This is a genomic window from Streptococcus sp. 1343 (assembly GCF_013277355.1).
In the GTDB taxonomy this organism is placed as follows: Bacteria; Bacillota; Bacilli; order Lactobacillales; family Streptococcaceae; genus Streptococcus; species Streptococcus pseudopneumoniae.
This window is the reverse complement of record NZ_VMMT01000066.1, coordinates 1-7,845: the sequence shown is the minus strand read 5'-3', so window position 1 is coordinate 7,845 and position 7,845 is coordinate 1. Positions and strand designations below refer to the sequence as shown.

Annotated in this window: 6 protein-coding genes and 3 pseudogenes; 8 read left to right on the top strand and 1 reads right to left on the bottom strand. The window is 39.0% G+C overall.

Annotated elements, in window-relative coordinates:
* The 7 genes and pseudogenes from HT709_RS09550 to HT709_RS09520 form a co-directional block, all read left to right on the top strand.
* Positions 1-319 (top strand): annotated as a pseudogene (locus tag HT709_RS09550) (transposase family protein); the annotation flags it as partial.
* Positions 320-434: 115 nt separating this feature from the next.
* A pseudogene (locus HT709_RS09545) lies at positions 435-530 on the top strand (IS5/IS1182 family transposase); the annotation flags it as partial.
* 290 nt (positions 531-820) lie between these two features.
* Entirely contained in the window at positions 821-2,800 is a 1,980-nt protein-coding gene (locus tag HT709_RS09540; protein WP_172925717.1) for a peptide ABC transporter substrate-binding protein, read from the top strand.
* A 66-nt stretch (positions 2,801-2,866) separates the two neighbouring features.
* Complete coding sequence (locus HT709_RS09535) at positions 2,867-4,363, top strand: ABC transporter permease (RefSeq protein ID WP_000759897.1); 1,497 nt, start codon at positions 2,867-2,869, stop codon at positions 4,361-4,363.
* Positions 4,363-5,289: an oligopeptide ABC transporter permease OppC gene (oppC, locus tag HT709_RS09530; RefSeq protein WP_000103690.1), complete on the top strand. Its 927-nt coding sequence runs from the start codon at positions 4,363-4,365 to the stop codon at positions 5,287-5,289. The genes HT709_RS09535 and oppC overlap by 1 nt, the downstream gene beginning before the upstream one ends.
* Before the next feature lie 8 nt (positions 5,290-5,297).
* Positions 5,298-6,365, top strand: a complete 1,068-nt coding sequence (locus HT709_RS09525; RefSeq protein ID WP_000159563.1) for an ABC transporter ATP-binding protein — start codon at positions 5,298-5,300, stop codon at positions 6,363-6,365.
* A 10-nt stretch (positions 6,366-6,375) separates the two neighbouring features.
* Complete coding sequence (locus HT709_RS09520) at positions 6,376-7,302, top strand: ATP-binding cassette domain-containing protein (protein ID WP_001291299.1); 927 nt, start codon at positions 6,376-6,378, stop codon at positions 7,300-7,302.
* 65 nt (positions 7,303-7,367) lie between these two features.
* On the opposite strand, the pseudogene HT709_RS09515 reads toward HT709_RS09520, so the two are convergent.
* A pseudogene (locus tag HT709_RS09515) lies at positions 7,368-7,505 on the bottom strand (ISL3 family transposase); the annotation flags it as partial.
* An 86-nt stretch (positions 7,506-7,591) separates the two neighbouring features.
* Between HT709_RS09515 and HT709_RS09510 the strand changes: the two are divergent.
* Positions 7,592-7,777: a hypothetical protein gene (locus HT709_RS09510; protein ID WP_031223047.1), complete on the top strand. Its 186-nt coding sequence runs from the start codon at positions 7,592-7,594 to the stop codon at positions 7,775-7,777.
* The last annotated feature ends 68 nt before the right edge of the window (positions 7,778-7,845 follow it).

Below are 7,845 nucleotides of genomic sequence, written 5' to 3'. Positions count from 1 at the left end.
AAAACTAAATGACTATAAAAAGAAATGCCACGCTATGAAGGCTCAAGCGATTGTCACAAGTCAAGGGAGAATTGTTTCTTTGGATATCGCTGTGAACTATTGTCATGATATGAAGTTGTTCAAAACGAGTCGCAGAAATATCGGACAAGCTGGTAAAATCTTGGCTGACAGTGGTTATCAAGGAATCATGAAGCTATATCCTCAAGCACAAACTCCACGTAAATCCAGCAAACTCAAGCCGCTAACAGCTGAAGAGAAAGCCTGTAACCATGCGCTATCTAAGGAGAGAATCAAGGTTGAGAGTATTTTTGACAAAGTATAGTAGATTGAAACTAGAATAGTACACCTCTACTTCTAAAACATTGTTAGAAATCGATTTGACTGTCTTGATTGATTTGTCCCGTTCTTATTTCATTTCACTATGAAAACGTTTAAAATAGTTTTCAACAACCTATCGAAATCATCGTAAACGCTTCGGATTACGAATGAATTTGATTGCTGGCATTATCAATCATGAACTAGGATTCTAGTTTTGCAGGAAGTCTAATATTGTTATAAAATGATTTGAATTCCAAAATCACATTGTTCCGTCCGTATTTTATTTTACTGTATGTCTTCCTAAGCTCCAAAGTTTCTGCGTCAAATTTCCTATTTTCACTGTAGTCTTTGACATTTCGAACGACAATTTGAATCATATATTCAAAAAAATGAAAAATTTGTGCCAACAAGCCTAAATATTCTGAAAATTTGTTTGATTTTTAATGGATAATGTGATATAATGGTTGTCAATCTATAATTCACATAAACAGAGGAGTAGAAAATGAAAAAAAATCGTGTATTTGCTACAGCAGGTCTTGTTTTATTAGCAGCAGGTGTACTTGCAGCATGCAGTTCTTCAAAATCATCTGATTCATCAGCCCCTAAAGCTTATGGCTATGTTTATACAGCAGACCCAGAAACCTTGGACTACCTGATTTCAAGTAAAAATAGTACAACAGTAGTGACTTCAAATGGGATTGATGGTTTATTCACTAACGATAATTACGGTAATCTTGCTCCTGCAGTTGCAGAGGATTGGGAAGTCTCTAAGGATGGTTTGACCTACACTTATAAGATTCGTAAAGGGGTTAAATGGTTTACCTCTGATGGAGAAGAATATGCAGAGGTGACGGCTAAAGATTTCGTGAACGGCTTAAAACACGCAGCAGATAAAAAATCAGAAGCTATGTATCTAGCTGAAAACTCGGTTAAAGGCTTGGCAGATTATCTATCAGGAACTTCAACAGATTTTTCAACAGTTGGTGTCAAGGCGGTTGATGATTATACGTTACAATACACTTTGAACCAGCCTGAACCGTTCTGGAACTCTAAGTTGACCTATTCTATTTTCTGGCCTCTGAATGAAGAATTCGAAACATCAAAAGGAAGCGATTTTGCTAAACCAACAGATCCGACATCCTTGCTTTATAATGGTCCATTCTTGTTGAAAGGGTTGACTGCAAAATCTTCTGTAGAGTTTGTAAAAAATGAGCAATATTGGGATAAAGAAAATGTCCACCTAGATACTATCAATCTAGCTTACTATGATGGCTCAGATCAGGAGTCGCTAGAGCGTAACTTCACTAGTGGAGCTTATAGTTATGCCCGTCTTTTCCCTACCAGCTCCAACTATTCTAAGATTGCAGAAAAATACAAGGACAATATCTATTACACACAACCAGGCTCTGGGATTGCTGGTCTGGGTGTGAATGTTGATCGCCAAAGTTACAACTATACTTCTAAAACTACAGATTCAGAGAAAGCAGCTACTAAGAAGGCATTGCTTAACAAAGATTTCCGTCAAGCCTTGAATTTTGCTCTTGATCGCTCAGCTTACTCAGCTCAAATCAATGGTAAAGATGGAGCAGCTTTAGCAGTTCGTAATCTATTTGTAAAACCAGACTTTGTTTCAGTTGGTGAGAAGACCTTTGGTGATTTAGTCGCTGCTCAACTTCCTGCTTATGGAGATGAGTGGAAAGGTGTGAATTTAGCTGATGGGCAGGATGGTTTATTCAATGCTGACAAGGCCAAGGCAGAGTTTGCGAAAGCTAAGAAAGCTTTAGAAGCAGATGGCGTTCAGTTTCCTATTCATCTGGATGTTCCAGTAGACCAAGCATCAAAAGGCTACATCGCCCGTATTCAGTCCTTTAAACAATCTGTAGAAACAGTTCTTGGTGTTGAAAATGTCGTTGTCGATATTCAACAAATGACAAGTGATGAATTCCTTAATATTACTTACTATGCTGCCAATGCTTCATCTGAGGATTGGGATGTATCGGGAGGAGTTACATGGGGACCAGACTATCAAGACCCATCTACTTACTTGGATATTTTAAAAACAACTAGCAGTGAAACTACAAAAACATATTTAGGATTTGATAATCCAAATAGCCCTTCAGTAGTTCAAGTTGGTTTGAAAGAATACGATAAATTGGTTGATGAAGCTGCCAAAGAGACAAGCGACTTGAATGTCCGTTATGAAAAATATGCAGCGGCTCAAGCATGGTTGACTGATAGTTCTCTCTTTATTCCTGCTATGGCTTCTTCTGGTGCAGCACCGGTGCTTTCACGAGTTGTTCCATTTACTGGAGCTTCTGCGCAAACAGGCTCTAAGGGGTCAGATGTTTACTTCAAATATTTGAAATTGCAAGATAAAGCGGTGACTAAGAAAGAGTATGAAAAAGCTCGTGAAAAATGGTTGAAAGAAAAAGCTGAATCAAATGAGAAAGCTCAAAAAGAATTGGCAAGTCATGTGAAGTAAATAATTTCTAATAGAACTTTCTCTCCATGAGGAGAAGGTTCTTTTGGGATTTTTAAAGGAAATAATATGAAAAAATATATTTTTATGCGTGTTTTGCGGTCATTGGTTTCGATTTTCTTAGTGACGACTTTGACCTACACGATTATCTATACCTTGGTTCCTCGAAAATTGATTTTCAAGCAGGATCCTAACTATAATAAAATTGCGACAACGGCTGATAAACGTGATAACTATGAAAATACTGTGTTTGAGCGTATGGGCTACATTGAGTATTACGATACTAAAGAGTTGCAAGAAAAGGCAAGTAGCATGGATTCTTCTGTAACAGTAGAAGCAAATGCGACCAATAAAGCTATTTATGAAAAGTACATCAATCAATTAGGTCATGGTTGGACTTTGGGAGAATTTACTGAAAGTGGTCAATTCTATGCTAGTCGTGAAATCCCCATTTTTGAACGTGTTTTTCACTTCTATGCTAACTTGATTGACATTGACCATACAAATAAAATCCAAGATCCTGAAAATCCAGACTTGAAACGTTACCTTCGTTTCGAAAATGATCCAGCTATCGGATGGTCATTGGTCGGTTCAGGAACTAAACATAAATATCTCTTGTACTTTAACAGTCAGTTCCCATTTGTGCATCAAAATTTTGTGAACATCAATTTAGGTGACTCTTATCCAACCTATGCTAATACACCAGTTCTTCAGGTTATTACTCAAGGTCAAGGACAAACCAAAACTGCCCAAGTTCAGTTCCCAACAGGTAAGAAAACGTCTTCTGTAAATATTTACTCAAGAACCTACAAGTCACCTAGTCAGGCTGACTCTCGTGAAGTAGCTAGCTATGGGAAAGATGATCCTTATACAGCGACTGAAAGTAATTACCAATATCCATCTATGATTGTCAGCTCTGCTATTACTGGTTTGATTGGTTTGGTGATTTCTTATGCGATTGCAGTGCCACTTGGTTCAGCCATGGCTCGTTTCAAGAACACTTGGATTGATAGCTTCTCAACAGGGGCTTTGACCTTCTTGCTTGCTCTTCCAACCATTGCCTTGGTTTACATCGTTCGATTGATTGGATCATCTATTGGTCTTCCAGATTCGTTCCCTATCTTGGGAGCTGGAGATTGGCGTTCTTACGTTTTACCAGCAGTCATCCTTGGTTTGTTGGGTGCTCCTGGTACAGCTATTTGGATTCGTCGTTACATGATTGACTTGCAATCTCAAGACTTTGTTCGTTTCGCTCGTGCAAAAGGTTTGTCTGAAAAAGAAATTTCAAACAAACACATCTTTAAAAATGCCATGGTTCCGCTGGTTTCAGGAATTCCTGGTGCTATTATTGGGGTTATCGGTGGTGCAACCCTTACTGAAACAGTCTTCGCCTTCCCAGGTATGGGTAAAATGTTGATTGACTCTGTAAAAGCATCTAATAACTCTATGGTCGTTGGTCTTGTCTTCATCTTTACATGTATTTCTATCTTCTCACGTCTTTTGGGAGATATTTGGATGACTATTATTGACCCACGTATTAAATTGACTGAGAAAGGAGGCAAATAATGTCTACAATCGATAAAGAAAAATTTCAGTTTATAAAACGTGACGATTTTGCCTCTGAAACTATTGATGCGCCAGCATATTCTTACTGGAAATCAGTGTTTAGACAATTTATGAAGAAAAAATCAACTGTAGTCATGTTGGGAATCTTGGTAGCCATCATTTTGATGAGTTTCATCTACCCAATGTTTTCTAAGTTTGATTTCAATGATGTCAGCAAGGTAAACGACTTTAGTGCTCGTTATATCAAGCCAAATGCTGAGCATTGGTTCGGTACAGACAGTAACGGTAAATCACTCTTTGACGGTGTCTGGTTTGGAGCTCGTAACTCTATCCTTATTTCTGTGATTGCGACAGTGATTAACTTGGTTATCGGTGTTTTTGTCGGTGGTATTTGGGGAATTTCAAAATCAGTTGACCGTGTCATGATGGAAGTTTATAACGTCATCTCAAACATCCCATCTCTTTTGATTGTCATTGTCTTGACTTACTCAATCGGAGCTGGATTCTGGAATCTGATTTTTGCTATGAGTGTGACGACATGGATTGGGATTGCCTTCATGATCCGTGTGCAAATCTTGCGTTATCGTGATTTGGAATACAACTTGGCGTCACGTACTTTGGGAACACCAACCTTGAAGATTGTTGCCAAAAACATTATGCCACAATTGGTATCTGTTATTGTGACAACGATGACTCAAATGCTTCCAAGCTTTATCTCATACGAAGCCTTCTTGTCTTTCTTCGGTCTTGGATTGCCGATTACAGTGCCAAGTTTGGGTCGTTTGATTTCGGATTATTCACAAAACGTAACAACCAATGCTTACTTGTTCTGGATTCCATTGACAACCCTTGTTTTGGTATCCTTGTCCCTTTTCGTAGTTGGTCAAAACTTAGCGGATGCTAGTGATCCACGTACACATAGATAGGAGTAGAAATGACAAAAGAAAAAAATGTAATTTTGACTGCTCGCGATATTGTCGTGGAATTTGACGTTCGTGACAAAGTATTGACAGCCATTCGCGGCGTTTCCCTTGAACTAGTTGAAGGAGAAGTATTAGCCTTGGTAGGTGAGTCAGGATCAGGAAAATCTGTTTTGACAAAGACCTTCACAGGTATGCTCGAAGAAAATGGTCGCATTGCCCAAGGTAGTATTGACTACCGTGGTCAGGATTTGACAAATCTATCTTCTCACAAGGATTGGGAACAAATTCGTGGTGCTAAGATTGCGACTATCTTCCAGGATCCAATGACTAGTTTGGACCCCATTAAAACAATTGGTAGCCAGATTACAGAAGTTATTGTAAAACACCAAGGAAAAACAGCCAAGGAAGCAAAAGAATTGGCCATTGACTACATGAATAAAGTTGGAATCCCAGACGCAGATAGACGTTTTGATGAATACCCATTCCAATATTCTGGAGGAATGCGTCAACGTATCGTTATTGCGATTGCCCTTGCCTGCCGACCTGATGTCTTGATCTGTGATGAGCCAACAACTGCCTTGGATGTAACCATTCAAGCTCAGATTATTGATTTGCTAAAATCTTTACAAAACGAGTATCATTTCACAACAATCTTTATCACTCACGACCTTGGTGTGGTAGCAAGTATTGCGGATAAGGTAGCGGTTATGTATGCAGGAGAAATCGTTGAGTATGGAACTGTTGAGGAAGTCTTCTATGACGCTTGCCATCCATATACATGGAGTCTCTTGTCTAGCTTGCCTCAGCTTGCTGATGATAAAGGGGATCTTTACTCAATCCCAGGAACACCTCCGTCACTTTATACTGACTTGAAAGGGGATGCCTTTGCCTTGCGTTCTGACTATGCAATGCAGATTGACTTCGAACAAAAAGCTCCTCAATTCTCAGTATCAGAGACACATTGGGCTAAAACTTGGCTTCTTCATGAGGATGCTCCAAAAGTAGAAAAACCAGCTGTGATTGCAAATCTCCATGATAAGATCCGTGAAAAAATGGGATTTGCCCATCTGGCTGACTAGGAGGAAGGAAATGTCTGAAAAATTAGTAGAAATTAAAGATTTAGAAATTTCCTTCGGTGAAGGAAGTAAGAAGTTTGTCGCGGTTAAAAATGCTAACTTCTTTATCAACAAGGGAGAAACGTTCTCGCTTGTTGGTGAGTCAGGTAGTGGGAAAACAACTATTGGTCGTGCTATCATCGGTCTCAATGATACAAGTAATGGAGATATCATTTTTGAGGGTCAAAAGATTAATGGTAAGAAATCGCGTGAACAAGCTGCGGAATTGATTCGTCGTATCCAGATGATTTTCCAAGACCCTGCGGCAAGTTTGAATGAACGTGCGACTGTTGATTATATTATTTCTGAAGGTCTTTACAATCACCATTTGTTTAAGGATGAAGCAGAGCGTGAAGAGAAAGTTCAAAATATTATCCGTGAAGTGGGTCTGCTTGCTGAGCATTTGACTCGTTACCCTCATGAGTTTTCAGGTGGTCAACGTCAACGTATCGGTATTGCCCGTGCCTTGGTCATGCAACCAGACTTTGTTATTGCGGATGAACCAATTTCAGCCTTGGACGTTTCTGTGCGAGCCCAAGTCTTGAACTTGCTCAAAAAATTCCAAAAAGAACTTGGCTTGACCTATCTCTTTATCGCCCATGACTTGTCGGTTGTTCGTTTTATTTCAGATCGTATCGCAGTTATTTACAAGGGTGTTATTGTAGAGGTTGCAGAGACAGAAGAATTGTTTAACAATCCAATTCACCCATATACTCAAGCCTTGCTTTCAGCGGTACCAATTCCAGACCCAATCTTGGAACGTAAGAAGGTCTTGAAGGTTTACGACCCAAGTCAACACGACTATGAGACTGATAAACCATCCATGGTTGAAATCCGTCCAGGTCACTATATTTGGGCGAACCAAGCCGAATTGGCACGTTATCAAAAAGGACTAAACTAGTAATGGTTTTATAATTTCCATGTCAATTTTTAGGCTCTTTGTCAACTGTAGTGGGTTGAAGTCAGCTAAGCTCGAGAAAGGACAAATTTCGTCCTTTCTTTTTTGATGTTCAGAGCGATAAAAATCCGTTTTTTGAAGTTTTCAAAGTTCCGAAATCCAAAGGCATTTCGTTTGATAAGCTTAATGAGATTATTGGTTGCTTCGTAAGCGCGTCATAACAAGGTATCTATCATTCATGGAAGACCTCCTGTATACTATTAGTAAAGTAAAACTATTGGAGGATATTTTAATGCCACAACCTATTGTTCCTGTAGAGATTCCACAATCTCGTCGTTTTGATTCTAAAAAGAGAAATGATATTCTGCTTAAAATTCGTATTGGCAAGCTTGAAGTAAGTTTTTTTCAATCCCTCAATCTCGAAATGATAGAAGAGCTTTTGGATAAGGTGTTGCTCTATGACAATTCATCTATCTAGCCTAGGGCAGGTCTATCTCGTATGTGGGAAAACGGATATGAGACAAGGCATTGATTCACTGGCTTATC